The 24,702-nt window shown below is 70.1% G+C and carries 23 protein-coding genes, 1 tRNA gene and 1 pseudogene; 10 read left to right on the top strand and 15 right to left on the bottom strand.

Annotated elements, in window-relative coordinates; translation table 11 throughout:
- Positions 1–103 precede the first annotated feature (103 nt).
- The 4 genes from KVT44_RS47335 to KVT44_RS47320 all read right to left on the bottom strand — a co-directional run bounded on the left by KVT44_RS47335 (position 104) and on the right by KVT44_RS47320 (position 3,509).
- On the bottom strand, positions 104–358 hold the full coding sequence (locus KVT44_RS47335) for a hypothetical protein (protein ID WP_143608346.1): 255 nt from the start codon (positions 356–358) through the stop codon (positions 104–106).
- On the bottom strand, positions 355–1,341 hold the full coding sequence (locus KVT44_RS47330; RefSeq protein WP_217574489.1) for a hypothetical protein: 987 nt from the start codon (positions 1,339–1,341) through the stop codon (positions 355–357). Before KVT44_RS47330 ends, KVT44_RS47335 begins: the two co-directional genes overlap by 4 nt.
- A 97-nt stretch (positions 1,342–1,438) precedes the next feature.
- Positions 1,439–1,918 (bottom strand): hypothetical protein, encoded by a 480-nt coding sequence (locus tag KVT44_RS47325; protein WP_217574487.1) that lies wholly within the window; start codon positions 1,916–1,918, stop codon positions 1,439–1,441.
- 142 nt (positions 1,919–2,060) lie between these two features.
- Positions 2,061–3,509 carry a recombinase family protein gene (locus KVT44_RS47320; RefSeq protein WP_217574485.1) on the bottom strand — a complete coding sequence of 483 codons (1,449 nt, stop codon included), beginning with the start codon at positions 3,507–3,509 and terminating at the stop codon, positions 2,061–2,063.
- Between the two features lie 26 nt (positions 3,510–3,535).
- Here KVT44_RS47320 and KVT44_RS47315 point away from each other — a divergent pair.
- A pseudogene (locus tag KVT44_RS47315) lies at positions 3,536–3,658 on the top strand (EamA family transporter); the annotation flags it as partial.
- A gap of 76 nt (positions 3,659–3,734) precedes the next feature.
- Here KVT44_RS47315 and KVT44_RS47310 read toward each other — a convergent pair.
- Positions 3,735–4,091, bottom strand: coding sequence for an SsgA family sporulation/cell division regulator (locus KVT44_RS47310; RefSeq protein ID WP_075027257.1), 357 nt, complete (start codon positions 4,089–4,091; stop codon positions 3,735–3,737).
- 207 nt (positions 4,092–4,298) lie between these two features.
- Between KVT44_RS47310 and KVT44_RS47305 the strand changes: the two genes are divergently transcribed.
- From KVT44_RS47305 to KVT44_RS47280, 6 genes are all read left to right on the top strand, one after another.
- Entirely contained in the window at positions 4,299–5,342 is a 1,044-nt protein-coding gene (locus KVT44_RS47305; protein ID WP_099922209.1) for an energy-coupling factor ABC transporter permease, read from the top strand.
- Between the two features lies 1 nt (position 5,343).
- Complete coding sequence (gene cbiQ, locus KVT44_RS47300; RefSeq protein WP_217574483.1) at positions 5,344–6,105, top strand: cobalt ECF transporter T component CbiQ; 762 nt, start codon at positions 5,344–5,346, stop codon at positions 6,103–6,105.
- The gene (locus tag KVT44_RS47295; RefSeq protein ID WP_217574482.1) at positions 6,093–6,854 is read left to right on the top strand and encodes an energy-coupling factor ABC transporter ATP-binding protein; all 762 of its coding nucleotides are present in this window, start codon (positions 6,093–6,095) and stop codon (positions 6,852–6,854) included. Before cbiQ ends, KVT44_RS47295 begins: the two co-directional genes overlap by 13 nt.
- Positions 6,855–6,864: 10 nt before the next feature.
- The gene (locus KVT44_RS47290) at positions 6,865–7,344 is read left to right on the top strand and encodes a MarR family winged helix-turn-helix transcriptional regulator (RefSeq protein ID WP_217574481.1); all 480 of its coding nucleotides are present in this window, start codon (positions 6,865–6,867) and stop codon (positions 7,342–7,344) included.
- 124 nt (positions 7,345–7,468) lie between these two features.
- Positions 7,469–7,930 (top strand): organic hydroperoxide resistance protein, encoded by a 462-nt coding sequence (locus tag KVT44_RS47285; protein WP_099922205.1) that lies wholly within the window; start codon positions 7,469–7,471, stop codon positions 7,928–7,930.
- 67 nt (positions 7,931–7,997) lie between these two features.
- A complete protein-coding gene (locus KVT44_RS47280) occupies positions 7,998–9,170 on the top strand; it encodes a serine hydrolase domain-containing protein (protein ID WP_217574480.1) in 1,173 nt (390 codons plus the stop codon).
- A 208-nt stretch (positions 9,171–9,378) separates the two neighbouring features.
- On the opposite strand, the gene KVT44_RS47275 is transcribed toward KVT44_RS47280, so the two are convergent.
- From KVT44_RS47275 to KVT44_RS47265, 3 genes are all read right to left on the bottom strand, one after another.
- The gene (locus KVT44_RS47275; protein WP_217574478.1) at positions 9,379–10,389 is read right to left on the bottom strand and encodes a helix-turn-helix domain-containing protein; all 1,011 of its coding nucleotides are present in this window, start codon (positions 10,387–10,389) and stop codon (positions 9,379–9,381) included.
- Between the two features lie 142 nt (positions 10,390–10,531).
- Positions 10,532–12,763, bottom strand: a complete 2,232-nt coding sequence (locus KVT44_RS47270) for an MMPL family transporter (RefSeq protein ID WP_217574476.1) — start codon at positions 12,761–12,763, stop codon at positions 10,532–10,534.
- A gap of 112 nt (positions 12,764–12,875) precedes the next feature.
- A complete protein-coding gene (locus KVT44_RS47265) occupies positions 12,876–13,463 on the bottom strand; it encodes a TetR/AcrR family transcriptional regulator (RefSeq protein WP_054233064.1) in 588 nt (195 codons plus the stop codon).
- 165 nt (positions 13,464–13,628) lie between these two features.
- Between KVT44_RS47265 and KVT44_RS47260 the strand changes: the two genes are divergently transcribed.
- Complete coding sequence (locus KVT44_RS47260) at positions 13,629–17,138, top strand: S41 family peptidase (protein WP_217574475.1); 3,510 nt, start codon at positions 13,629–13,631, stop codon at positions 17,136–17,138.
- A gap of 160 nt (positions 17,139–17,298) precedes the next feature.
- Here the strand turns inward: KVT44_RS47260 and KVT44_RS47255 are convergent, their stop codons facing one another.
- From KVT44_RS47255 to KVT44_RS47240, 4 genes are all read right to left on the bottom strand, one after another.
- Positions 17,299–17,559, bottom strand: a complete 261-nt coding sequence (locus KVT44_RS47255) for a hypothetical protein (RefSeq protein WP_099922200.1) — start codon at positions 17,557–17,559, stop codon at positions 17,299–17,301.
- Positions 17,560–17,645: 86 nt separating this feature from the next.
- Positions 17,646–18,530, bottom strand: coding sequence for an SDR family oxidoreductase (locus KVT44_RS47250; RefSeq protein ID WP_217574473.1), 885 nt, complete (start codon positions 18,528–18,530; stop codon positions 17,646–17,648).
- On the bottom strand, positions 18,527–19,456 hold the full coding sequence (locus KVT44_RS47245; protein WP_099922198.1) for an alpha/beta fold hydrolase: 930 nt from the start codon (positions 19,454–19,456) through the stop codon (positions 18,527–18,529). The genes KVT44_RS47250 and KVT44_RS47245 overlap by 4 nt, the downstream gene beginning before the upstream one ends.
- Positions 19,453–21,012, bottom strand: coding sequence for an NAD(P)/FAD-dependent oxidoreductase (locus KVT44_RS47240; RefSeq protein WP_190171861.1), 1,560 nt, complete (start codon positions 21,010–21,012; stop codon positions 19,453–19,455). The genes KVT44_RS47245 and KVT44_RS47240 overlap by 4 nt, the downstream gene beginning before the upstream one ends.
- A gap of 161 nt (positions 21,013–21,173) precedes the next feature.
- On the opposite strand from KVT44_RS47240, the gene KVT44_RS47235 reads away from it, so the two are divergent.
- Complete coding sequence (locus tag KVT44_RS47235) at positions 21,174–21,800, top strand: MerR family transcriptional regulator (protein WP_217574518.1); 627 nt, start codon at positions 21,174–21,176, stop codon at positions 21,798–21,800.
- Here the strand turns inward: KVT44_RS47235 and KVT44_RS47230 are convergent.
- Entirely contained in the window at positions 21,788–22,591 is an 804-nt protein-coding gene (locus KVT44_RS47230) for an exodeoxyribonuclease III (protein ID WP_095854168.1), read from the bottom strand. The genes KVT44_RS47235 and KVT44_RS47230 overlap by 13 nt on opposite strands.
- Before the next feature lie 58 nt (positions 22,592–22,649).
- Here KVT44_RS47230 and KVT44_RS47225 point away from each other — a divergent pair, with 58 nt between their 5' ends.
- Positions 22,650–23,135 (top strand): GNAT family N-acetyltransferase, encoded by a 486-nt coding sequence (locus KVT44_RS47225; RefSeq protein WP_217574471.1) that lies wholly within the window; start codon positions 22,650–22,652, stop codon positions 23,133–23,135.
- Between the two features lie 66 nt (positions 23,136–23,201).
- On the opposite strand, the gene KVT44_RS47220 is transcribed toward KVT44_RS47225, so the two are convergent.
- A tRNA-Ala gene (locus KVT44_RS47220) sits at positions 23,202–23,275 on the bottom strand.
- 85 nt (positions 23,276–23,360) lie between these two features.
- Entirely contained in the window at positions 23,361–24,623 is a 1,263-nt protein-coding gene (gene glpR, locus KVT44_RS47215; protein WP_217574469.1) for a gephyrin-like molybdotransferase receptor GlpR, read from the bottom strand.
- Positions 24,624–24,702 lie beyond the last annotated feature (79 nt).

Below are 24,702 nucleotides of genomic sequence, written 5' to 3'. Positions count from 1 at the left end.
GCCAAGTTCCCCACACGGATAGGGCCGAAAAGCGCTACGCGTCTCGCGCGGCTCCTCGGCCCTGCACGGAAGGATTCCTAGAAGATGATTGATTCCAAGGAGCTCAGCGGCGGCCTCGCCGGTCCTCGTAGTTGACGAAGAAGCTCACAACAATGAGCAGGCCGAAAATCCCCAGGGCGAAGGTGCCGAGGATCGTCCAGATCCCCTTCCCGTCCAACGCAGAGCGCACCCCACCGGCGAGCCCGCCGACGGCCATGCAGATGCCGAAGACGACCATCCGTGAGCTTTGGGGTCTCAGCCAGTGCCGCAGGTCCGGGCGGCGGCGCCCGCGCGTGGGCGGTCCAGCGGAGTGCGTCATTGGTACCTCACCTTTCCCGGTTCCCCTGGGGCGTCCACATGGGTGTCGCCCGGCCCCTTGGGTGCCTCGGGCGTGTAGTAGAAGTCGACCCCCGTCGCGACCACGGCGACCGGCACGCCAAATATCTTCTCCCCGAACTTGCCGATCGTATTGATGAACGTGGGGCGATGATGTTTCCCGGTTACGTCGCTCAGGAGCGCGCCCTTGGCGAGGTGCTTGCTGGCCTCGCCGCCGGCCGCGGAGGGGGCACCGCCGATGGCGCCCTGTATCGCGCCGTTGAGGTCTCCGTGCAGTGCCGCCTCGCCACCACCCATCCAGGAGCGGTAACTGAGGAACTCGGCAATGGGCTTGATGGTGCCGCTGCCCCACTTCGCGGGCGGCGTGTACTCCACCGAATCCGTCTTCGTCTGCTGCGCCTGCCGGGCGTCGGTGCTCGCGTCCTTGAGGGAGCCGTAGTACGTGCTGCCGAACTCGCGCTTGTCCTTGGTGAGTTGCCACAGGCCCCAGGAACAGGTCGAGTCCGCTTCCGCTGCCCGGGCGATGATCGCATCGATGCGGCGTTGCAGGGCGTCGAAGTCGTCCTGGGTCACCACGGACTCGGGATCCCCGTGCGACATGCGCTTGGGCTGGACGCTAGGGCTCAGCGTGCCGTCGGCATGGATCGTGATGCCTGCGGGCGGATTCTCGCAGAGAACCTTCAGGTCGTCCCTGGCCGCCTTGATCTTGTCGTGCGCGGAACTCAGCAGGTTCCCGACGCTCTCCGCTTCGGTGACCGCGTCGGTGAACTCGTCCGACACCCGGACGACGAACGGCTTGGTGACGGAGGCGTTCTCGCCCTTCCACTCGGTGCCCTGGGCCAGGCTGCGCATACTCCCGGCCTCTTTGGCGACTTTGTTCAGCAGGACCGCCATGGCGGCCCAGTCGTCTGCCGCCGACTGCAGCGGTGAGAGATTTACGTGGAAAAGTTCTTCGAAGGTCGGCACCGGCTCCCCCTGTTGGTCCCGGCGTCGCCGCCGGCGTCTTCCAGAGGGCTCCCGGTCCGCTTCGGAATCCCTCCGCCCCGCACACACTGGCCAGACGTCACATGATGGGACCGTCCGCCTTCGGGACGTGGGGTGCGTCGGAGTCCGAGGTGGGCGGCGGCACGTCGAGGTACTCGGAGATCTTGGAGACCTGCATCTGCGCGGCAATGAAGTGGTCGTCCTGCTTCGACGACTTCACCGAGTAGTCGAGATGGTTGGAGATCTGAGCGCAGGCGTCGACCAGCACCTGAAGTTGCCCCTGCCAGCCCTCTTCGGCCTTGGCCAGTGCGGCGCCCATGTCGAACCCGTCGTTCTCCAGGCTCTTCGCGGCAGCCTCGGTGTGTGACTGCGCATGCTTGCCGGCGCTCGACAAGTGCTGGTGCAGCAGGAACGCGGCATGCCCGATCTTCCCCATGTCGTCGTACCTGAGGATCAGGTCCGCGCCATCGGGCGACGATCCGCCGGGATCCGTGGGCACGCTGTCCAGCCGCATCGCGGACTTCGCCTTCAGTTCCGCCCACTCCTGATCGAACGACATGCTTTCACGCCCCCGATATCGTTGATCAAGCAAGGCTACCCCTGAAGACGCATCCAAAGATTGCTGGCAACGGTAGGAGGGCGTTAAGGGAATGCGGCCAGCCTCAGTGAGCTGTACAGCTCACCACTCCTGCCCTCTCCGGCTAGTCCAGCGGGTTCGGCTTGATGTCCACCCGGTCGGTGTCGAACCCCCTGCCCTTCCTCGTCGGTGGGAGTACGACTACGGCCGCGAACAGGAAGCGGTAGATCGCGTTCATGCGCTCGTAGTCCTCGTGTTCCTCCAGCTTCTTCCAGTTGGCTTCGGCCTCCGGACCAGCAATCCCCTCCAGGACGGCGATCGGCCTCTTCACCGTCTTCCGCTGGCGCTCCTTCATCCGCTTGAGGACGACGGCGCGCATGGCGTGGAACTCGGCCGTCGTGAAGTCGTCATCCGTGAGCCACAGCTGCTTCAGCTCTTCCAGCTTCGCTCGGTCCTTCTCGTCCGCGAGAACATCGGCCTCGGGGCGCGTGGTCGCGGCGGGCTCATAGCCGGAGGTGTCCAACTTGGTCAGGACCTTGATTGCGACGTCCCGTGCGAAGGTTTCGAGAGGCACTGCGGACACGGATCGATTGCACTTCTGCTGATCAACGTCGTCGGCGCGAGTGCATCGGTAGTTGGCGTACCGGACGGTGTTCGTGCCACCCATGCGGGCTCCGCACGCGCATGTCACCACTCCGCGCAGCACGTAGTACCGGGTCGGGCGCTTCTGCTTGTCCCTGGATTGCGCGGCCCGGTACTCCCTGAACCGCTGAACCTCGTCCCACTGGCCGCGATCGATGATGGCGGGCCACGTCCCGGTTCCCACCTCCTCGCCCTGGTGGATCCGGACACCCGCCACGAAGTTGGACGACAGCAGATGTCGGACGTTCTCCGGCTGCCACGTCTTGCCCTTGGACGTTGTCACTCCCCGCGCGGTCAGGTCCTGGGCAATGCCCAAGGGTGACTCACCGTCCAGATACCGACGGAAGACCTCGCGGACAATCTCCGCTTCTTCCTCGATGATCGCCTGACCGTTGCCCGTGTAGCCGTAGGGACGATTGCCCACGTGCGGCTTGCCCTCGCGGGCCTTGTCCTTCAGGGCGTCCTTCAGCCGTCGTGACGAGTCGTCGGAGGAGCGGCAGGCGTGGGCCACCTCGATACGGAGGATGAACCGGTCGTCGGGGTCCGAGAGATCGCGCCGGTTCGCCTCGCCATGCAGGAGAACCCGTTTGTCGTCGGCTATGGAGAGCAACTCTTCAAGGTCCTTGGGCTGCCGCATGAGGCGGTCGGGGTGGTAGACGATGACGTGCCGGATCTCTCCTTCCCCCATCGCCCTGAGCATCTCTTCCCACCCGGGCCGCTTGCGGTTGCGCTGCCACGCCGAACGGTTGTTGTCCACGTAGATGTGGGTCGCCTCGACACGGAGCTGAAGCCGTTCGGCGATCTCCCGGCAGATGCGTTCCTGCCGGTCGACTCCGGTCTGATCCTCGTCCTTGGTGTGGGAGATCCGGCAGTAGATCGCTGCGGGCTCGCCCGGGGTGACGGCGGTCTTGGCTAACTTGGATCGGCTCATGACAAATACTGTATGAGCCGGGTATGACATCGATCATCGTCGGCGCGGCGATCGGGGCGGTGTTCTTCAAGGAGCGGTTCGGGGCGCCCCGCATCGCGGCGGCGGGGCTGCTGGTGGTGGGGATCGGTCTGATGCTGCACGCGGGCTGATGGCGCACATGGAGTGATGCCGCGCACGGGCTGACGCCGCACACGAGGTGATGCCGCACGCGGGGTGGACCGACCGTCAGTGGGCCACCGGGGTGACCGCTGTGTACGTACGGCGCAGGAAGCGGATCAGAACCTTCGAGTCGAACTGGACCACCGACACGCCTTGCGCGGAGTGGAACTCCACGACCGCCTGCACCCGCCCGCACGGCCACACGCGTACGTCGCCGGACTCGACCGGAGCGCGCAGACCTCGTTCTAGGAGCTCCCGGGGGAAGGCCCACTCGTGGGGGCCGGGCAGCGTCATGTGAACCTGGCGGGGATCAGCATCGGGGTCGTAGCTGAGGGCCACCGGGACGACCTGGTGTTCGTCCTCGGCGGTGTCTGCCGTGTCGGTGACGATGTGGGCGCGTGCGTACTGTTCGACGGCAGACATGAACCGACTCCTTGCGCTGCGTTACCTGTGTGGAATATATGAATCCGTCACCTCTCCAATGTCGCACATTTCGGAGATTTCGCCCACGGATTCCTCCCCTGCCCAGCGGCTTCCCGGATCGGCCCTCGCCATGCGTCACCGCCTCGCCGCTATTCATGGGCATCTCGCTCTTGCAAGCCATTCGCAACAAGGCACTATCATCGAACGGTGCATGTGCCTGACGGATTCATCAACGCCCCGGTCTCCGCGGTCACCGGAGTGGTCGCCGCCGGCGCCATCGCCGTGAGCCTGCGGGGCGCCCGCCGCGAACTCGACGAGAAGACCGCGCCGCTCGCCGGCCTGGTCGCCGCCTTCATCTTCGCCGTACAGATGCTGAACTTCCCGGTCGCCGCCGGGACCAGCGGACATCTGCTCGGCGGCGCCCTCGCGGCGATACTCGTCGGCCCCTTCACCGGGGTCCTCTGTGTCTCCGTGGTCCTGCTGATGCAGGGCATCCTCTTCGCCGACGGCGGCCTGACCGCACTCGGCGTGAACATCACCGACATGGCGATCGTCACGACGGTCGTCTCGTACGCCGTCTTCCGGGGCCTGGTGAAGGTCCTGCCGCGCAAGAAGCGCTCCATCACCGTGGCGGCCTTCGTCTCCGCGCTCCTCTCCGTCCCGGCCGCCGCCGTCGCCTTCACCCTCATCTACGCCCTCGGCGGCACCACCGACGTCCCGATCACCAAGGTCGCCACCGCGATGATCGGCGTGCACGTCCTCATCGGCATCGGCGAGGCCACCATCACCGCTCTCACGGTCGGCGCGGTCATCGCCGTACGACCGGACCTCGTGTACGGGGCGCGCGGTCTGCAGCAGCGGCTGAAGCTGCGCGTCGGCGGCGAGCTGGTCGACGCACCCGCGCCCGCCGCCGTCCCCGTGGCCGCCCGGACCTCCCGCCGCAAGGTGTGGGCGGTCGGCCTCGTCACCTCCCTCGTCCTCGCGGGCTTCGTCAGCTTCTACGCCTCCGCGAGCCCCGACGGCCTGGAGAAGGTCGCCAAGGACCAGGGCATCGACCAGAACACCAAGAAGCACCACACCGAGGACTCCCCGCTCGCCGGGTACGGCGTCAAGGACATCTCCGACGCCCGGATCTCCGGCGGCCTCGCGGGCGTGATCGGCGTCGGTGTCACCGTCGTCGCGGGCACGGGGATCTTCTGGGCGGTGCGCAGGCGCCGCACCGCCGACGTCTCCCCCTCGCAGGTGGCCTGAGGTGGGCGCGGGTCACGCCCACCGGCTCTACCGGCACGGGCACTCCCCCGTGCACGCCCTGCCTCCGCACACCAAACTCGCCGCGACGTTCGCCTTCGTCGTCGTGGTCGTCTCCACCCCGCGCGAGGCGATGTGGGCCTTCGCGCTGTACGCGGCGCTCCTGGCGACGGTGGCGTACAAGGCCCACGTGCCGGCCGCCTTCCTGCTCAAGCGGCTGCTGATCGAGATCCCGTTCGTCGCCTTCGCCGTGCTCATGCCGTTCGTTGCGCAGGGCGAGCGGGTGGACGTCCTCGGTCTGTCGCTCAGCGTGAACGGTCTGTGGGGCGCCTGGAACGTCCTCGCCAAGGGCACCCTGGGCGTCGCCGCCTCCGTGCTCCTCGCCTCGACGACCGAACTGCGCGAACTGCTGCTGGGGCTCCAGCGGTTGAAGCTGCCCCCGCTCCTCGTGCAGATCGCCTCCTTCATGATCCGCTACGGCGATGTCATCACGGACGAGATGCGGCGGATGCGGATCGCGCGGGAGTCGCGGGGCTTCGAGGCCCGGGGTGTACGGCACTGGGGCGTCCTCGCGAAGTCGGCGGGCGCGCTGTTCATCCGCTCCTACGAGCGCGGGGAGCGCGTCCATCTCGCCATGGTGAGCCGGGGGTACACCGGTTCGATGCCGGTCATCGACGAGGTGACCGCGTCCCGGGCGCAGTGGTCGTACGCCCTCGCCCTCCCGTTCGCCGCCCTTGTCGTCTGCCTGCTGGGATGGACCCTGTGACCCCCTCTCTGGAAGTGGCCGGACTGGCCTTCGCCTACCCCGACGGCCACCAGGCCCTCTTCGGCGTCGACTTCACCGTCGGGCGTGGCGAGCGTGTCGCGCTGCTCGGCCCGAACGGCGCCGGCAAGACCACGCTCGTCCTCCATCTCAACGGCATCCTGACCGGCGGCGCCGGAACCGTGACGGTGGCCGGACTCCCGGTCGGCAAGCGGCACATGGCGGAGATCCGGCGCAAGGTCGGCATCGTCTTCCAGGACCCGGACGACCAGCTCTTCATGCCGACCGTGCGCGAGGACGTGGCCTTCGGGCCGGCCGCGGCGGGCCTGAAGGGCGCCGAGCTGGAGGAACGCGTCCGTACGGCCCTGGAGCGGGTCGGCATGGCGGACTTCGCCGACCGTCCCCCGCACCATCTGTCGTTCGGGCAGCGACGCCGGGTGGCCGTCGCGACCGTCCTCGCCATGGAGCCGGAGATCCTCGTCCTCGACGAGCCGTCCTCCAACCTGGACCCGGCCTCACGCCGCGAACTCGCCGACATCCTGCGGTCGTTGGACGTGACCGTCCTCATGGTCACGCACGACCTGCCGTACGCCCTCGAACTGTGCCCCCGGGCGCTGATCCTGAGCGACGGCGCGATCGCGGCGGACGGGAAGACCGGCGAGCTGCTCTCCGACGACGAGCTGATGCGCACCCACCGCCTGGAGCTGCCCTTCGGTTTCGACCCGCGCTCGACAGCTGTGCGTACTCCGTGACAATGGGCGCGTGACGAAACAAGGGGACCAAGAAGACTTCGGATCGGCCGGGTCGCTGTTCCTCGACGACCAGCTGTGCTTCGCGCTGTACGCGGCCCAGCGCGCGGTGACCGCCGCGTACCGCCCGCTGCTGGAGGAGCTCGGCCTCACCTACCCGCAGTACCTCGTCCTGCTGTTCCTCTGGGAGCGCGGCGAGACCACGGTCAAGGAGCTGGCGGGCGCGCTGCGGCTGGACTACGGCACGGTGTCCCCGCTGCTCAAGCGCCTGGAGTCGGCCGGTCTGGTCCGCCGCGAACGCTCGCCGCGCGACGAGCGCTCGGTGCTGGTGGCGGTCACCGGGCGCGGTGAGGCACTGCGGGACCGCGCGGCGGGCATACCGCGGGCGCTGCTGGCGTCGACCGGCCTCACCGAGGACGAGGTGGCCAGGATGCGGCAGGAGCTGTGGGGGCTGGCCGAGCGCGCGGAGGGTGCGGCGGGGCGCGGGCGCTGACCTGCCCGGGCGGGGGTTACCGGCGGTTTCTACCCCCTGGTAATCACGCTTCCGTACCGGCCGGTACCTTGTGCACGATGTACTTGCACGCTTCTGTGTTTTCCGTCCTGGGGGAGGTCCCGCCATGATCGATGGCACCGCTGTCGGCGACACCGCTGTCGACTCTCGTCCGACGAAGATCATGTACGTCGCCGAGGCCACCGCGCACGGCGGCCGGGACGGCTATGTCACCAGCCAGGACGGCCAGATCGAGCTGAAGGTCGCGATGCCACCCGCGCTCGGCGGTGACGGCAACGGCACCAACCCCGAGCAGCTCTTCGCGGCCGGGTACAGCGCCTGCTTCCACAACGCGCTGGTGCTGGTGGGCCGTCGCGCCGGACTGGACCTGACCGGCTCCACCGTCGCCGCGAAGGTCGGCATCGGACCCAACAAGCAGCGCGGCTACGGCCTCGCGGTCGCCCTGAGCGTCTCGCTGCCCGTCCTCGACCAGGACGTCGCGACCAAGCTCGTGGACGCGGCGCACGAGGTCTGCCCGTACTCGAACGCGACGCGGAACAACATCGAGGTCACGATCCTGCTCGGCTAGGAATCGAGCCTTCCGCGTGTGTGTTGCATCCACTGTTGAGGGTGGCCGGGCGACAGGGAGTACGGACGTGAACGTGAACGGCGAAGTGGCCGAGGGCTTCGAGCCGGTCAGGGAAGCGTTCGCACGCAACTTCGAGACGCTCGGGGAACGGGGTGCGGCGGTCTCCGTGTACCGGCACGGGCGCAAGGTCGTCGACCTGTGGGGCGGCACGCGGGACGTGGACGGTACGGCGGATTCGGCGCCCTGGGAACACGACACGGCCCACGTCATGCACTCGGCGACGAAGGGCGTCGGGGCCGCCGTACTCCTGATGCTGCACGAGCGCGGCGAGCTGGACCTGGACGCACCGGTCGGGAAGTACTGGCCCGAGTTCAAGGCTCGGGGCAAGGAACACCTCCTGGTCCGGCATGTGCTGTCGCACCAGGCGGGCGTGCCCGTGGTCGACGCACCGCTGACCCCGGCCGAGGCGGCGGACCCGGACCGTACGGCCGAGTCGATCGCGGCGCAGACCCCCCTCTGGGAGCCGGGCACGGATCACGGCTACCACCCCCACACCTTCGGCTGGATGCTCTCCGAACTGGTCCGCCGCGTCAACGGCGGCCGGGGCGTGGGCGAGTTCATCGCGACGGAGATCGCCGCCCCGCTCGGCCTGGACCTCTGGGTCGGGCTGCCGCGGGCCGAGGCCCACCGGGTGGGCCGCGCGGGCCGAGTCGATTCGCCCGAGCCGTCGAGCGCCCTGCGCACCCGCCCGAAGCGGTCGGTGGCCGAGGCCTACAAGGACCCGGACTCGACGACCGTCCGCGCCTTCGCCGCGATCACCCCGCCGCCCGACGACAACGACCCCGCCTATCGCGCGGCGGCCCTCCCCGCCTCGAACGGCATCGCCACGGCCGACGGTCTCGCCCGTTTCTACGCCGCGCTGATCGGCGAGCTGGACGGCACCCGGCTGCTCGCCCCGGCCACGGTCGACCTGGCCCGCGCCGAGGCGTCCGCGGGACCTGACCGCACCCTGGTCATCACCACGCGTTTCGGCCTCGGCTACATGCTCCACGGCACCGCCTCCCCGCTGCTGGGCCCGGCCTCGTTCGGCCACCCCGGCCGCGGCGGCCCACTGGGCTTCGCGGACCCCGAGTCGGGCATCGCCTTCGGCTACATCACGAACGGCTTCCGCAAGACGGTGACGGCGGATCCCCGGGCGCAGGCGCTGGTACGGGCGGTACGGTCGGCGCTGTCGTCGTAGCCGACCGGGCCGAGGACGTGTCGTAGCCGACCGGGCCGGGGACATGTCCGACCGGGCCGGGGCCGCGTCGTAGTCGATCCGGCCGGGGCCGTGCCAGGACACCCCCGCGATCCTGGCCCGCCCCTTCCGGTCCGCCCGTCCCTCGCCGCGCGGCGATCACCAGAATGCGCGGCCGACCGCCCGCCTGTCGTTGGCGCACAGTCGCCACCTACTTGGCGCAGGGTCCACGGCCTTCCGGACGTACCGCACGCTCCTCGGCCACCGCCTGCCTCCGGATTTCACTCGGCGGGACGCCATGGGCGGCGCGGAAGGCCCGGGTGAACTCGGCGGCGCGGGGGAAGCCCCAGCGGGCGGCGACGGCATGGACCGGCATCGCACGCAGAGCCGGGTCGGCGAGGTCGCGGCGGGCGTTCTCCAGCCGCTGATCGCGGATGTAGGAGGCCACAGTGAGGCCCTCGGCCTGGAAGAGGCGGTACAGATGGCTGCGCGAGATGTGGTGCGCGGCGGCGATCCGGACGGGGGTCAGCTCCTGGTCACCCAGATTCCGGCGGATGAACGCCTTGATACGCAGGGTCAGCGTCCGGCCGCGGGTCTCCGGCGGCAGCAGGGCCTCGGCGTCCAGGGCGCCCGCGAAGACGGCCGTGACCAGATCGGCGAGGACCGTTCCCAGCCGGGGTCCGTCCGACGGCTGGTAGGAGCCGGTGTCCGAGGCCAGCTGGACGAGGAACTGCGCCAGGAGCGCGCCGACCCCCTCGCGGCCCGAGATCCGGCTGCCGATCACCAGGTCTGCCCGGTTCGCGGGCAGCGCCACCAGCGACCGCGGGATCTCGACTCCCACAAGGCTGACCGGGTCGGCGCCGGTGTGTATCTCGTACGACCGCGAGGAACAGTTCGTGTGGATGTCGTTGACCCGGTACGCGGCCTGCTGTCTGCCCCAGGCCGCCGCTCCCTCTCCCCGCAGCAGGAGGGAGAGGTGGTACACCTCGGGATCGGACTGGCGGATCAACTTCGGCGTCCGACGGAAGACCAGATGGTCGAAGGTCGCCGGCCAGACCATGACCTCCCCCAGCCCGATCATGCGCTGGTGCGCGCGGTAGTCCGCCGCACGGTCGCTGGCCAGCTGCATGGGCGCGTGCGTACGGCCCATGCGCTGCGTCCACGCCTCGAACCGGTCACCGACCGGCAGGTCCGCGGTTTTGAAGACCGACTCGTGCAACACGATCAGCGGACCTCCTGGTGAGAGAGCCTGGGACCGGATGATTCCACAGCCAGGAGCAGGAGTGAGGGGCACCCCGCCACAACGCGGGGTGCCCCTCAGCACATCAGTCGGCCGGCCGGACGGCCAGTCAGTCAGTCGGGCCTCAGACCCGTACCAGCTCCCGGTCCTCGTCCCGGCCCCCGTCGCCGGGGCCCTGGCCCTTCTCCGCCGCCGTGCGCAGGCCCTCGCCCTCGACGTCCACGTTGGGAAGCGCCCGGTCCAGCCACTTCGGCAGCCACCAGGCCTTCTTCCCGAGCAGGGCCAGCACCGCCGGGACGAGCGCCATGCGGACCACGAACGCGTCGAAGAAGACCGCGATCGCGAGGCCGAAGCCGATCATCTTGATCATCGACTCGCTGGAGCCGATGAAGCCGGAGAAGACGGCGATCATGATGACCGCGGCCGCCGTGACGACCCGTGCACCGTGCCTGAACCCGGTCACGATCGCCTGGTGGGGCTTCTCCCCGTGGACGTACGCCTCACGCATCCGGGTCACGAGGAACACCTCGTAGTCCATCGCGAGACCGAAGACGACACCCACCATGAAGATCGGCATCATCGACATGATCGGGCCGGTTTCCTCGACACCCAGGAGGCCGGACAGCCAGCCCCACTGGAAGACGGCGACGACCGCGCCGAGCGCCGCCATCACGCTCAGCAGGAAGCCGAGCGCCGCCTTCAGCGGGACCAGGATCGAGCGGAAGACCACGATCAGGAGGAGGAAGGCGAGGCCGACGACCAGCGCGAGATACGGGATCAGCGCGTCGTTCAGCTTCTGCGAGAAGTCGATGTTCATCGCGGTGGTACCGGTGACCAGCACCTTCGCGTCGGTCTCCGTCGTGATGCTGCCGCCCGCGTCACGGATGGCGTGCACCAGGTCCTCGGTCTTGACGGAGGACGGCTTGGAGTCGGGGATGACCGTGATCGTCGCGGTGTCCCCGGCCTTGTTGAACGCCGCCGGGCTGACCGACACGACGTCCTTCATGTCCTTGACCGTGTCGGTGACCTTGGTGGCCGCGGCCTTGGGGTCGTCGCTGGACTTGCCGTCCACGACGAGCATCAGGGGGCCGTTGAAGCCGGGACCGAAGCCGTCGGACAGCGCGTCGTACGCCCGGCGCTGCGTGGTCGACGTCGGCTGCGAACCGTCGTCGGGCAGACCCAGTTCGAGCGAGGCCGCCGGGAGCGCGGCGGCGCCCAGGCCGATCACGCCGAGCACCAGCACGGCGAGCGGCCGGCGCACGACGAAGCTCGCCCAGCGGGTACCCATGTTGGGCTTGCCCTCCTTCTTCGCGGCACGCCCGCCGCCGAGGAGCTTGCTCTTCTTGCCCGCGGGCTGGACCTTGCGGCCCGCGTAGCCCAGCAGGGCCGGAATCAGCGACAGCGCGATCAGTACCGCGATGGCGACCGTGCCCGCCGCCGCGACACCCATCTTCGTCAGCATCGGGATGTTGACGACCGACAGACCGACCAGCGCGATCACGACCGTCAGACCGGCGAAGACGACCGCCGAACCCGCCGTGCCGACGGCCCGTCCGGCCGCCTCCTCGCGCTCCCGGCCCTCGGCCAGTTCGGCACGGTAGCGGGAGACGATGAAGAGGGCGTAGTCGATGCCGACCGCGAGGCCGATCATCATCGCCAGGGTGGAGGTGGTGGTGCCCAGGTCCAGCGCGTTCGCCAGCGCCGTGATCGTCGACACGCCGATACCGACGCCGATCAGCGCGGTCAGCAGCGGCAGCCCGGCCGCGATCAGCGAACCGAAGGTAATGACGAGCACGACCGCGGCGACCGCGATACCGATGACCTCGGTCGACCCGGTCTCGGGCGTCGCCTGGAGCGCGTCACCGCCGACCTCGACGCTCAGCCCGGCGTCCCGCGCCTGCTGCGCGGCCTCCTCCAGGGCGGTCTTCGAGGAGTCCTTCAACTCCATGCCGGACACCTTGTACTTCACCGAGGTGTAGGCGACCGACCCGTCCTTGCTCACCGCGTGGGACTTGAAGGGGTCGGACACGGAGGTGACCTCGGAGCCGTCGCCGAGCGCCTTGACGGTCTTCTCGACGGTCGCCTTGTTGGCCTTGTCGCCCATCTTCTGGCCGGCGGGCGCCTTGAAGACCACACGGGCGGTCGCGCCGTCGGCGCTCATCCCGGGGAAGCGCTGTTCGAGCAGGTCGAAAGCTTTCTGCGCCTCGGTGCCGGGGATCGAGAATGAGGACGCTCCCGCGGTGGGCGCGGAGGCGGCGCCGACACCCGCCAGCGTCAGCAGGGCCACCCAGATGAGGGCGACGAAATGGCGTCGCCTGAAGGCGAATCGGCCGAGTTTGTAAAGGAATGTGGCCACGAGGGCGTACTCCCGGTCAGGTCGTTTGCTGGCAGCTGGGCAGGGGAGATCAGCCCGACGACGTGAGCGGTCGCGTCAGGTGCACGTAGGCGTTACTGAAGGTCGGGCAGGCTCAGGCGCCGAGAGCGGGGAGGATCACGGCGTCCATGTACGAGGTGAGGAAGTCCTGGGTGGGTGGCAGCTCGTCGACGATGCCGCGCACCGCGAAGGCGCCGATCATCATGTGCAGCACGTAGTCCTGGGCGGGGTTGTCCGCCCGGATCTCACCCCGGTCGACGGCACGCCGCAGGATCTCGCGGAGCATCTCGGTCTCCGGCTCGATGATCCACTCGCGGAAGGCGCGCAGGAGATCGGGGTTCCCGTGCAGTGCCGTGGCCAGACCCCGCATCAGCGCGGAGTTCTGCTCCATGTGGCAGTCGTCCTCACGCCTCACCATGGCGTGGAAGTCGCCCCGCAGGGACCCGGTGTCGATGTCACTGGTGATCGGCTTCTCGTGCCGCAGCGCCTTCACGACGAGCTCGGCCTTGCCGCCCCACTGGCGGTAGAGGGTGGCCTTGCTGGACCGGGTGCGGGCGGCGACGGCGTCCATGGTCAGGGCGTCGTAGCCGACCTCTCGGAGCAGTTCGAGCACGGCCGCGTACAGCTCGGCCTCACGCTCGGGGGTGATCCGACTGCGACGCACCGTTGCGGCTTCAGCCATCCCACTCACCTTCTCTGCTCCGGACGACACGGTTTCGTACACCTATGAAGATACCCCGAGATTCAAAGAAACGAAACCGTTTCGTACGTGTGCTGGGTCACGCACACCCGAAAGGACACCTACTCACAAGTTGCCGGGCGCCTCCAGGAGGAAAAGCATGGGTAGGTGAGCGATGCGTACGAGAAGGCGCACAGCGCCCCGTCAGGGGCGCGGGGAACTGCGCGACCAGCCACAGACCACCCGCAGACCTCCCACCCTCCGCAGACGGACGGCAACGCCGGCTACCTCCGCTTCCCCCATCTCAGCGGCGACCGCCTCTGCTTCGCCGCCGAGGACGACCTGTGGATGGCCCCCCTCGACGGGCCGGGCCGCGCCTGGCGGCTCACCGTCGACCGGACCAAGGTCGGCCACCCCCGCTTCTCCCCCGACGGCCGGCTCATCGCGTACACGAGCTGGCGCAGCCTCGTGCCGGAGATCCATCTGGTGCCGGTGGACGGCGGCCCCTCCCGCCGGCTCACCTACTGGGGCAGCGCGGACACCCAGGTCTGCGGCTGGTCGCCGCCCGACAAGGACGGGCGCAGCGACATCCTCGCCGTCGCCTCCCACGGCCAGCCCTTCTCGTACTTCACCTGGGCCTACAAGGTCCCCACCGACGGCGACCCCGGCGGCGCGCTCCCCTGGGGCCCGGTCTCCGCGATCCAGGTCGCCGACCTCGACGGCGAACACAAGACGCTCCTGCTCACCGGCACCCCGCCGCACGAACCCGCCGCCTGGAAGCGCTACCGGGGCGGCGCCACCGGCCGGCTCTGGCTGCACGGACGGCGACTGCTCGCCGATCTCGACGGCCACCTCGACTCCCCCATGTTCGTCGACGGCCGTATCGCCTTCCTCTCCGACCACGAGGGCATCGGGAACCTGTACTCGTGCGCGTACGACGGCGGGGACCTGCGCCGCCACACCGACCACGACGCCTTCTACGCCCGGCACGCCTCCAGCGACGGCACCCGGGTCGTCTACCAGTGCGCCGGGGACCTGTGGATCGTCGACAACCTGTCCCCGGACTCGGTCCCGCGCCGCCTCGACGTCCGCCTCGGCGGTCCGCGCGCGGGACGCCGTACGTACCAGGTGCCCGCGGCGCAGCACGTGGACGGCATCTCGGTCGACGAGACGGGCCGGGCCAGCGCCGTCGTCGTACGCGGCAGCCTGCACTGGCTCACTCACCGCGACGGCCCCGCGCGCACCATCGCGGACACCCCCGGCGTACGCGTCCGGCTCCCCGAGATGCTCGGCTCCGGCGGCCGGATCGCCTACGTCACCGACGCGGACGGCGAGGACGCCGTCGAGATCGCCTTCCTCCCCCGGGCCTCCGGCCAGCGCGAGCCGCGCCGCCTCGCCTCCGGCGAACTGGGGCGCGTACTGGAGATGGTCTCCGACCCGCAGGGCGAACGCCTCGCGATCGCCTCGAACGACGGACGCCTGCTGATCCTCGACGCGACGGAGGAGTCCGGGGCCACGTCCACGTCCCGGACGGAGCCCGAGGAAGCCTCCCTGGCAGAGCCCGACAGCACCACCTCGGAGCCGGAGTCCGAGGGCACGTCGCAGGCGGGGTCCGAGGAAGCCTCCCGGACGGAGCCCGGCGACACCTCGCCGACCGAGTCCGAGGGAGGGGAGGTCACTGAGCTGATCACCTCGATCAACGGGCCGGTCCGGGACCTCGCCTTCTCCCCGGACGGGGCCTGGCTGACCTGGTCGCACCCGGGGATCGGCCGCTCCCTGCGCCAGATCAAGATCGCGCGCATAAAGGACCGGCTCATCGTCGACGTCACCAACGGCCGCTTCGAGGACGAGAACCCCGTGTTCACCCGTGACGGCCGCTACCTCGCCTTCCTCTCCTGGCGTGGCTTCGACCCGGTGTACGACGTCCACACCGGCGACCTCTCCTTCCCGCTCGGCTGCCGCCCCTACCTCGTCCCCCTGTCCTCCGCCACCCCCTCCCCCTTCGCGCTCAACCCCGACGGGCGGCCGGTCGCCGGCGGCCTGGACCCGATCGAGGACGAGAGCGCGGACGGCGCGGTGAGCGTCGAACTGGAAGGCCTGGAGAGCCGGGTGACCCCCTTCCCGGTCACCGCCTCCAAGTACTCGGCGCTGTACCCGGTCGCGGGCGGCGGCCTGGTCTGGCTGCGCTGGCCGATCTCGGGCGCCCTCGGCGAGACCTTCGTCAACCCCGACGACACCTCCGGCCGCCCGACGCTGGAGTTCTTCAACATCAGCAAGGCGAAGAAGTCCGAACTCGTCCAGCACCTGGACTGGTTCGCGGTCAGCGGCGACGGCTCCCGGCTGGTCGTCGTGGACGAGGGCGACCTGCGAGCGGTCCCCTCGTCCGAGGTCGGTGACTCCGACTCGACGGTCTGGATCGATCTGCGGCGCATCATCCACGAGGTGGACCCGCCCGCCGAGTGGCGCCAGGCCTACGCGGAGGCCGGCCGCCTCACCCGCGCCTACTTCTGGGAACCCCACATGTGCGGCATCGACTGGGACGGTGTGCTCGCCCAGTACCGCCCGCTGGTCGAACGGGTCGCCTCCCCCGACGACTTCGCCGACCTCCTGCGCGAGGTCCTCGGCGAACTCGGCACCTCCCACGCGTACGTCGCCGCCGCCCGCCGCAACGAGGGCCCGGCCCACTACCAGCGCTGGCAGGGCCTGCTCGGCGCCAACTTCGTCCGCCGCAACGGCAGCTGGACGCTGAAGCGGATCCTCCCCGGCGACTCCTCCGACTCCAAGGCACGCTCACCGCTCGCCGGCACCGGCATCCGCGAGGGCGCGGTCCTCACCCACGTCGACGGCCGCCCGGTCGACCCGGTCACCGGCCCCTATCCCCTCCTCGCGGGCGCGGGCGGTACGACGGTGGAGCTCACGTTCATCCCGGCGGCGGGCGAGGGGCCCTCACGCCGGGTGGCCGTCGTCCCACTGATCGACGAGCGCCCCCTGCGCTACCAGGACTGGGTGGCCAAACGCCGCGAGGTCGTCCGGGAGTTGAGCGGGGGCCGGTGCGGCTACCTCCACATCCCCGACATGGGCGGCTCGGGCTGGGCCCAGTTCAACCGCGACCTGCGCCTCGAGGTCTCGCGCCCCGCACTGATCGTCGACGTGCGCGGCAACGCGGGCGGCCACATCAGCGAACTCGTCGTGGAGAAGCTCACCCGCACGATCCTCGGCTGGGACCTGACACGCAACGCCCAGCCGGTGTCGTACGCCTCGAACGCCCCGCGCGGCCCGATCGTCGCCCTCGCCGACGAGGCGACCGCCTCCGACGGCGACATGATCACCGCCGCGTTCAAGCTGCTGAAGCTCGGCCCCGTCGTCGGCCAGCGCACCTGGGGCGGAGTCGTCGGCATGACCGGCCGCCACCGCCTCGGCGACGGCACGGTGATCACGGTGCCGATGAACGCGGCCTGGTTCGACGCGTACGGCTGGTCCGTCGAGAACCAGGGCGTCCCCCCGGACCTGGCGGTCCTGCGCACCCCCCTGGACTGGGCGGAGGGCCACCACACCGAAATGGACACCGCCATCCAACTGGCCCTCGACCTCCTGACCACCCACCACGCGGCCTCCCCACCCGACTACACAAACGCCCCCGACAGATCAAGACCAACACTCCCCCCGAGATCTCAATAGGGGTTCGGGGAGGCGCCCCGTCAGGGGCGCGGGGAACTGCGCGCCCAGCCACATAGAACCCGCACCCGACAACGCACCCCCCAACGCCAACCAAAAGCGTGGGGCGCCCCCAACCAACAGGGGCGCCCCACAACTCGGCCTAAGCCAGCGCAGCGAACCGTCAGACGTCGTAGTCCTGGTCGAACCGCTCCTTCGCCTCACGCTGCATGCGCTCGGCCTCCGGGATCGTCCGGTCGCCCCTCTGCGGGGAGCGCTCACCCGACTGCGGGGAGCGGGCACCCGGCTGCGAGGTGCGGGCACCCGGCTGCGGGGAGTGCTCGCCGGGACGGGCCTTCTCGTGGCCGATGTCCTGGCCCATCTTCTTCTTGCCCTGCTGCTTCATCTGCTCGGCCTTGTTCTGCATCTGGTCCTTCTTGCCCATGAGGTTTCACTCCCATTTGTGGGTGAGGGGGATCGGGCTCGACCAGACTTACACGCACGGACTACGCACGCATTTCGATCAGTCACTCACGGTGATATCCCCTGCTGGCGCTGCTCGTCGGCCGCCCCGCCGGCACCCACGAGCCCCGTACTCACGCCTTTGAGCCGCGGCTCGAACCGCCGCATCTCCCGCTGCCCGACCGCCCCGATGATCCCGGGGAGATAGCCCCGGACGCCCTGCATCCCGCGCAGCCACCACTGTGCGTAGACATGACCGGACCGCCGCTCGATCCCCGCGACGATGCGGTCGACGGCCGGCCCCAGCGGATACGTCTTGTTGGACGGCCACGGCAGCCGCTGCCTCAACTCCCGCATCACCTCGTCCTGATCGGCCCCGCGCACCATGTCGGTGTCGGTCCAGGACAGGTAACCGACCCCGACCCGTACGCCCTTGTGGCCGACCTCGGCACGCAGGCTGTGCGCGTACGCCTCCACGCCCGACTTGGACGCGCAGTACGCCGTCATCATCGGCGCCGGGGTGATGGCCGCGAGCGAGGCGATCTGCAGCAGATACCCCCGGCTCTCCATGAGCACGGGCAGGAACGCCCGGGCGGTGACCGCCGATCCGATGAGATTGACCTCGATGACCCGCCGCCAGGCGACGGGATCGGACTCGACGAAGGGACCGCCGTTCGCCACACCGGCGTTGGCGACGACGATGTCGACCTTCCCGAACCGTTCCTTCACCTCGGTCGCGACCTGGGCCATCGTCTCGTGGTCGGTGACATCGGCGTGCCAGAAGCCGCTTTCGCCGTGCAGCCGGTCCGAGACCTGCTTGAGCGCGTCCGGCTCCAGGCCGACCAGCGCGACCTTGGCACCGCGCGCGGAGAGCTTGCGGGCGAGGAGTTCGCCGACGCCCCGCGCGGCCCCCGTGACGACCGCGACCTGCCCTTCCAGGCTCACCTTGGTCATGCGCTGCCCTCCTTGATCTCTGCGTAGGTGGAGACGAGTTCGCGTATGCGGGCGGTGACCAGTTCCGGCGCCTCCACCGGTGTCATGTGCCCGAGCCCGGTCAGTTCGGTGACGCCGACACAGTTCGGCAGGGTCGCGACCAGGGCGCGCGCGTGCACCACGGGCGTCAGCCGGTCCGCCGTACCCACCACCACGGCCGTCGGCACCGTCAACGCCCGTACGCCGTGGTCGAGATCGAGCAGGTCGAGCACCTTCGACCAGGCGTGCCGTACCGTGCGCGGACAGGCGTGCACGATCCGTGCGCACGCCTCCACCATGCCCGGCGACGAACCGGCGCCCATGGTCGCGTACTTGAGGATCCGCCGGGCGAGCGGTGTGACGGGCCCGAGCGGCGCGGCCGACCCGAGGATCCTCTTGGTCACCTGGGTCCGCAGCCACCCGGCCGGCATCGGCACCACCCGCGCCTCGGCCACCAGCCGCGAACTGCCCGTGCTGCACAGCAGGGCCGCCACCGCATGCTCCTGGAAACGCGGCCGCGCCGAGGCCGCCATCAGCGTCATCCCGCCCATGGAGTGCCCGACGAGCACGGCCTTCTCGCCGGGCGCGAGCGTGGCCGCGAGCACGGCTTCCAGGTCGTCGGCGAGCGCGTCCGCGGTGCACGTCTCGCTCGCGGGACTGCGGCCGTGCCCGCGCTGGTCGTACGCGATCACCCGGTGGTCGACGGCGAGGTCCCGTATCTGCGCCGCCCAGAAGGCGGTCGAACAGGTCCAGCCGTGTGCGAGGACGACGACGGGCGCGGCCGGGTTGTCCTCGGGTCCGTGCACCTCCACGTGCAACCGGGCGCCGTCGGCGGAGACGGCGGTCAGTTCGCGCGCGGGCGCGGGCGGCGCGTACGCCCCGTGCTCCACATGCGTCAGTCGACTCACGCTCCCGCCTCCACCTTCTTGGTGCCCTTTGTGCCGGAGTTCTTGGTGCGCGACTCGGGTGTGCGCGGCCCGGGTGTGTTCGGCCCGGGGGCGCGCAGCACCTCGTACTCTCCCAGGTCCACCCGCCGGGTGGCGCTACGGAACTCGGTCGTCGTGCCGGGCCAGATGGTGGTGTTGCGGCCGTTCGCGTCGAGGTACCAGCTGGTGCAGCCGCCGGTGTTCCACACCGTGCGCAGCATCCGCTTCTGGACCTTGTCGTTCCAGCCCTCCACGGCGGCGGGGCGGGCGTCGAGAGCCGCGCGTCCGCCCAGGACGTCCAGCTGCCGCACGTAGTCGGCCATGTAGTTCAGCTGGGACTCGATCATCAGGATCATGCTGGAGTTCCCGAGCCCGGTGTTCGGACCGATGATCGTCATCCAGTTGGGGAACCCGGCCGCGGTGGCCCCGCGCAGCGACTTCATGCCGTCGCGCCACACCTCCGCGAGCGTCCTGCCCTCCGTTCCGACGACCCGGTCCGCGATCGGCATGTCGGTGACGTGGAAGCCCGTACCGAAGATGATCGCGTCGACCTCGGCCGTGCTGCCGTCGGCGGCGACGAGCGTGGAGCCGTCGATCTTGGCGAGCCCGGAGGCCACGACGTCGACGTTGGCCCGGGTGAGCGCCGGATAGTAGGTGTTGGAGAGCAGGATCCGCTTGCACCCGATCCGGTAGTCGGGGGTCAACTTGGCCCGCAGCGCCGGATCCCGGACGGCCCGCGCCATGTTCCGCCCGGCCAGCCGCTCGACGAGGCCGAGCTCGTCGGGACGCTTCGTGAACGCCTGGACCTGCAGCTCCCTGATGCCCCACAGCAGTCCGCGCCGGGCCTGGGTGGTGAAGGGCAACTGCTTGTGCAGCCACCGTTCGGCGCCGGTGATGGCCCGGTCGACCCGGGGCATCACCCACGGCGGTGTGCGCTGGAAGAGGGTCAGCCGGGACACGTCGGGCTGGATGGCGGGCACGATCTGGATGGCGGAGGCGCCCGTGCCGATCATGGCGACGCGCTTGCCGCGCAGGTCGTAGTCGTGGTCCCAGCGGGCCGAGTGGAAGACCTTGCCGGGGAAGGAGTCGATCCCCGGTATGTCGGGGATCTTGGGATCGGAGAGCGGTCCGGTCGCGGACACGACGACATCGGCGGTGAGGAAGCCACGGCTGGTCTCGATCCCCCACCGGAGCTTCTCCTGGTCCCACGTCATCATCTTCACCTCGGAGTCGAAGCGCAGATGCGGGCGCAGCCCGAAGACGTCGGTGACGTGCTCCAGATAGGCCCGGATGTGCTCCTGTCCCGAAAAGGTGCGCGGCCAGTCGGGGTGGGGCGCGAACGAGAACGAGTACAGGTGCGAGGGCACATCACAGGCGCACCCCGGGTAACTGTTGTCGCGCCACGTACCCCCGACGCTTCCGGCCCGTTCCAGGACGACGAAGTCGGTGATCCCTTCGCGGCGCAGCCGCACCGCGGCACCCAGACCGCCGAACCCGGACCCGATCACCGCGACGCGCACATGCTCGTGCTCGGTCATCCCGACCATCCCACGCCTCCCTAGCCGCCCGACTCTGCCAGTGAACACTGGCGCAATGGGAGCGTAGAGCAGCTCCGTACTGATGGGTAGGGTTGTGGCCACGAAAGTTACCGACGGTACGACGTAGGGTTTCGCACGTGGCGGAGAAGCGTGAGTACCGGATGGAGGAGCTGGCCAAGGAGGCCGGCATCACCGTGCGCACCCTGCGCTTCTACCGGGAGCGCAAGCTGATACCGCCGCCCCGTCGCGAGGGCCGTATCGCCTGGTACGACCACACGCACCTGGCCCGCCTGCGCACGATCTCGGCGCTGCTCGAACGCGGCCACACCCTCAACGGCATCGCGGAGCTGGCCGAGGCCTTCGACCACGGCCGTGACGTCGGTGAACTCCTCGGCCTGGGCGAGCCCACCGAGGAGACCCCCGTCCGCCTCTCCCCCGAGGAACTCGCCGACGTCTTCGCCGGCCAGGCCACCCCGGAGAACCTCGCCACGGCCCTCGACCTCGGCTATCTCGGCACCGACGGCGGCGAGATCGTCCACATCAGCCGCCGCCTGCTCGACGTCTCGGCGGCCCTGGTCCGCGAGGGCATCCCCCTGGCCGACGTCCTCACCGCCGCCCGCCGCGTCCGCGACCACGCCGACGCCCTCGCCGACCTCTTCGCCGGCATCGTCCTCACGGAGAACCGCACCACCGAGGACCTCAAACGCCTGCGCCCCCTGGCGAAGAGCGTGGTGGAGGCGGAGGTGTCGATGGCCTTGGACCGGCGACTGCGGGACTACAACTCGTAGACGACCGTCACCGGCGCATGGTCGGACCAGCGCTCCGCGTGCGTCGCCGCCCGCTCCACGAACCCCTTCACGGCCTTGCCCGCGAGCCCCGGCGTCGACACGTGGTAGTCGATGCGCCATCCGCTGTCGTTGTCGAAGGCCCGTCCCCGGTACGACCACCACGAGTACGGTCCCTCGACGTCCGGGTGCAGCGCCCGTACGACGTCGACGTACCCGCCGTCGTCCGCGTCCAGGACCCGCCCCAGCCACTCGCGCTCCTCGGGCAGGAAGCCGGAGTTCTTCTTGTTGGCACGCCAGTTCTTGAGGTCGGCCTCCTGGTGGGCGATGTTCCAGTCGCCGCAGACGACGACCTCGCGCCCGTCGGCGGCGGCGCGCTCGCGCAGCTCCTTCAGGTGGGCGAGGAACTCGTCCATGAACCGGACCTTCTCGTCCTGCCGTTCGGTTCCGACCTCACCGGAGGGCAGGTAGAGGCTGGCGACGGTGACACCGGGGAGGTCTGCCTCGACGTAGCGTCCACTGGAGTCGAACTCCTCGGACCCGAACCCGATCCGCACCCGGTCGGGCTCGCGCCGGGTGTACAGGGAGACGCCCGCGCGCCCCTTGGCCGCCGCGGGGGCGTGCACGACGTGCCACCCCTCCGGCGCCCTCACCTCCTCGGGCAGCTGCCCGGGCTCGGCCCGCACCTCCTGAAGGCACAGCACGTCCGCGGAGGTCTCCGCGAGCCACTCCACGAAGCCCTTCTTCGCGGCGGCGCGGAGCCCGTTCACATTCACCGAGGTAACAGTCAGCACCCGGGCACGATACTTAATCCATTCCACCCAGAGGGCGCATAGTTGTACGATACCCCGCATGAGTATCCGCCCGGTCCCCTACGACCACCCCGACGCCGTCAAGCTCAACGACCAGGTGCAGGCCGAATACGCCGAGCGCTACGGCGATGAGGGCGATGTCACACCGCTCGACGCGTCGATGTTCAAGCCGCCGCTCGGCCTGTACCTCCTCGCCTACGACGAGCGGGACCGCCCGATCGCGTCCGGCGGCTGGCGCGGCCAGGACAGGAACGACGAGGGGTACGCGGACGGCGACGCCGAGCTCAAGCGCATGTACGTGACCCCGGAGGCCCGCGGTCTCGGCCTCGCCCGCCGCATCCTGGCCGCCCTGGAGGACGACGCCCGCGCGGCCGGCCGCACCCGCATGGTCCTGGAGACCGGCGCCAAGCAGCCCGAGGCGGTCGCCCTCTACCTCTCCAGCGGCTACGAGCCCTGTGCCAAGTTCGGCTACTACCGCTTCGACGAACTGAGCCTCTGCTACGCCAAGCCACTGACCATTCAGTGAACGAGAGAGTGCGGCCGAACAGGCAAGAACCCCGCCGGACGAATCCGACGGGGTTCTGAATTGCAGTGGACCTGAGGGGATTTGAACCCCTGGCCCCCTCGATGCGAACGAGGTGCGCTACCGGACTGCGCCACAGGCCCTTGCAACGAGTGAAACTCTAGCATCCCCGTCGGGGTGCTTGGAAATCCGTTCCTGGCAGGTCAGCCGGGGCTCCCGAGCGCCTGGTCATTCGTTGGCGGCGCGCGGCCGTTCGCCGTCCTCGTACTGGTCGAACAGCGGAGTGCGACCGCGCTCACGAGCCCGCCGGGCGGACGCGGCGCGCCGGGCGTCACTGCGACCGTCGTCGGCGGCCCCGGCCGTCTCGGCGGCTTCGTGGCCCTCCTCGGCGGCGGGCTCCGCCTCCGGCTCGCTCGGCTCGGCGGCGCTGGAGCGCGCCGAGCTCCACGCGTCCGGCGCCCCCAGATCGACACTGGACGTGGCCCGGGGCGCGACCGGCGCGGTCACGTACGTAGGCAGCGGAACCGGCACCGGGTCCCAGCTGTCGCCCCGGCCGGGGCCCCGCTGACGCTCACGCTGCTGGTCGACCCACTCGGCGTGGTCGGTCTGCTCGACGAGCGCGCGGCGGTCGGCCGCGAGCGCGGACAGACCGGGGTCGGTCTCCGGCTCGGGGCTGTCGTCGGGCTCGTCGGCGCCGGGGTCGAGGGCGGGCCGCCGGCGCGGCTGCCGCTCCCTGAGTCGCTGCGCCGCGGCCTCGGCCCGGCGCCGGTCCATGGTGTACGTGAAGCGCCGTCGCTCCTGGGCGCGCAGGTACACGATGTACGAGCTCAGCATCACGGCGGGCACGCCGGGCGCCCACAGGAACGCGAGCCCCCCGACGGCCGCCACGATCGCGCCGAGCGTGAAGGCGAGGAAGAGCATCACGGTCGTACGCCGTCGGCGCGCGAGCACCTTCGAGCGCCGGGCGCGCGCCGCGGCCTCCGCCGCGGAGGCCCGCCGCGCGGCCGGAACCCTGGAGGCCCCGGAGTTGGCCGAATCCGAGCCCGGTCCCGAGCCCGGGCCCGATCCCGAGTTCGGCTCGGGTTGGGCCGACTGCTGCGGCACCGCCCGGCCGGCCGCCGAGGAGCCCTGTGGGGCACCCGGCCGGGCGGCGGCCCGTGGCGCCTGCTGCGGTTCGGGCTGGGCGGGCGGCGGGAGTTGGGCCTTGGTCTGCTGCCGGACCGGAGGCATGGCGAAGGCCCGGACGTCCACCGAGTCGGTGACGGCGTCCGGCTCGGCGCTGGGCTCCCCCTCTTCGGCGGAGCGCGCCCGCAGGTCCTTGGCGTACCGGCGCTCCATTCCCGCCCGTCCGGACAGCAGCCGGATGGCGGTGCTGAAGCGTTCCGTCGGACGGGCTTCGTTCAGCTCGTCCTGCCTACGGAGCCACATCGGCACCAAGTAGGCGGCCCAGGCCCCGACGATGACTGCGTAGATGAGGCCGCTGCTGCTCACGCCTCACACGGTAGAGGGGTTTGCATGAGGCCATCTGCCAATTCGGCCGGTGTGTCGCACGATCCGGCTGATATTTCGA

Origin of the sequence: Streptomyces sp. GbtcB7 (assembly GCF_019091445.1) — a bacterium.
GTDB classification, from domain to species: Bacteria; Actinomycetota; Actinomycetes; order Streptomycetales; family Streptomycetaceae; genus Streptomyces; species Streptomyces mirabilis.
Note: the sequence above shows the minus strand (reverse complement) of the source record. Positions and strands in the feature narration are given on the sequence as shown.

Excerpts from the sequence above, each read along its gene's own strand:
- KVT44_RS47335 (WP_143608346.1), bottom strand. The coding sequence starts at position 358 with ATGACGCACTCCGCTGGACCGCCCACGCGCGGGCGCCGCCGCCCGGAC.
- KVT44_RS47325 (WP_217574487.1), bottom strand. The coding sequence starts at position 1,918 with ATGTCGTTCGATCAGGAGTGGGCGGAACTGAAGGCGAAGTCCGCGATG.
- KVT44_RS47320 (WP_217574485.1), bottom strand. The coding sequence starts at position 3,509 with ATGAGCCGATCCAAGTTAGCCAAGACCGCCGTCACCCCGGGCGAGCCC.
- KVT44_RS47310 (WP_075027257.1), bottom strand. The coding sequence starts at position 4,091 with ATGTCTGCCGTCGAACAGTACGCACGCGCCCACATCGTCACCGACACG.
- KVT44_RS47295 (WP_217574482.1), top strand. The coding sequence starts at position 6,093 with ATGGACCCTGTGACCCCCTCTCTGGAAGTGGCCGGACTGGCCTTCGCC.
- KVT44_RS47285 (WP_099922205.1), top strand. The coding sequence starts at position 7,469 with ATGATCGATGGCACCGCTGTCGGCGACACCGCTGTCGACTCTCGTCCG.
- KVT44_RS47265 (WP_054233064.1), bottom strand. The coding sequence starts at position 13,463 with ATGGCTGAAGCCGCAACGGTGCGTCGCAGTCGGATCACCCCCGAGCGT.
- KVT44_RS47255 (WP_099922200.1), bottom strand. The coding sequence starts at position 17,559 with ATGGGCAAGAAGGACCAGATGCAGAACAAGGCCGAGCAGATGAAGCAG.
- KVT44_RS47250 (WP_217574473.1), bottom strand. The coding sequence starts at position 18,530 with ATGACCAAGGTGAGCCTGGAAGGGCAGGTCGCGGTCGTCACGGGGGCC.
- KVT44_RS47240 (WP_190171861.1), bottom strand. The coding sequence starts at position 21,012 with ATGACCGAGCACGAGCATGTGCGCGTCGCGGTGATCGGGTCCGGGTTC.
- KVT44_RS47235 (WP_217574518.1), top strand. The coding sequence starts at position 21,174 with ATGGAGGAGCTGGCCAAGGAGGCCGGCATCACCGTGCGCACCCTGCGC.
- KVT44_RS47225 (WP_217574471.1), top strand. The coding sequence starts at position 22,650 with ATGAGTATCCGCCCGGTCCCCTACGACCACCCCGACGCCGTCAAGCTC.